The sequence below is a fragment of the Mesorhizobium sp. M4B.F.Ca.ET.089.01.1.1 genome, from assembly GCF_004022605.1.
Lineage (GTDB): Bacteria > Pseudomonadota > Alphaproteobacteria > Rhizobiales > Rhizobiaceae > Mesorhizobium > Mesorhizobium abyssinicae.
This window is the reverse complement of record NZ_RZOS01001210.1, coordinates 1-596: the sequence shown is the minus strand read 5'-3', so window position 1 is coordinate 596 and position 596 is coordinate 1. Positions and strand designations below refer to the sequence as shown.

General features: G+C 55.7%; 1 protein-coding gene. It reads left to right on the top strand.

Going from position 1 to position 596, the window contains the following annotated elements; all coding sequences use genetic code 11:
* Positions 1 to 10: 10 nt before the first annotated feature.
* The gene (locus EN780_RS36815) at positions 11 to 187 is read left to right on the top strand and encodes a YegP family protein (RefSeq protein WP_127392778.1); all 177 of its coding nucleotides are present in this window, start codon (positions 11 to 13) and stop codon (positions 185 to 187) included.
* Positions 188 to 596 lie beyond the last annotated feature (409 nt).

Genomic DNA, 596 nt, shown 5'->3' with positions numbered 1-596 from the left:
AGGCACACCCATGGCACATAAGTTCGAAATCTATAAGGACAAAGCTGGCGGGTTTCGCGTTCGCTTCAAGTACAATAGCGAGGTGATATTCTCGACCGAGGGCTACGCAAGCAAATCCAGCGCTCAGAACGCCATCGACCCGATCAAGAAAAATGGCCCCAGTGCGCCGGTCGAAGACAATAGCTGATCGCCTTCGAGGCCATACAACGCTGCGACAATTCCGAAGCTGAGCATATTGGCTTCGAAACAGCTTCGATCGGGACTAGCACTTGTTGCGCTAGGGTAAATGAGGCCTCAGCTCCCAAGGCAATCCTCGGCAAATAGACTTCACTAGACCTCTGCTACATTTAGGAGCATCCTCTCCGCTGGGGAGTGGGGTGTGGATAGGTCTCGTTACGACAATCGTTCTCATCGCTGGCGCAAGCGCACTGGAGCAAAACACTCCCGTGCACTGCGGTGGGCAAGTGTGCCCCGACGGTTGATCTTCGTCACCGTTGCCGCAATCGGGGCCCTCGCTATTGAGACGGTCTTTCTGCATAGTGACCGCTTGCCCGACCTGACCCCTTCCAACTGGATCGAGCCAAAGCCTGCCCCCC

Bases quoted from the DNA above. Each gene is read 5' to 3' on its own strand.
- EN780_RS36815 (WP_127392778.1), top strand. From the start codon at position 11: ATGGCACATAAGTTCGAAATCTATAAGGACAAAGCTGGCGGGTTTCGC.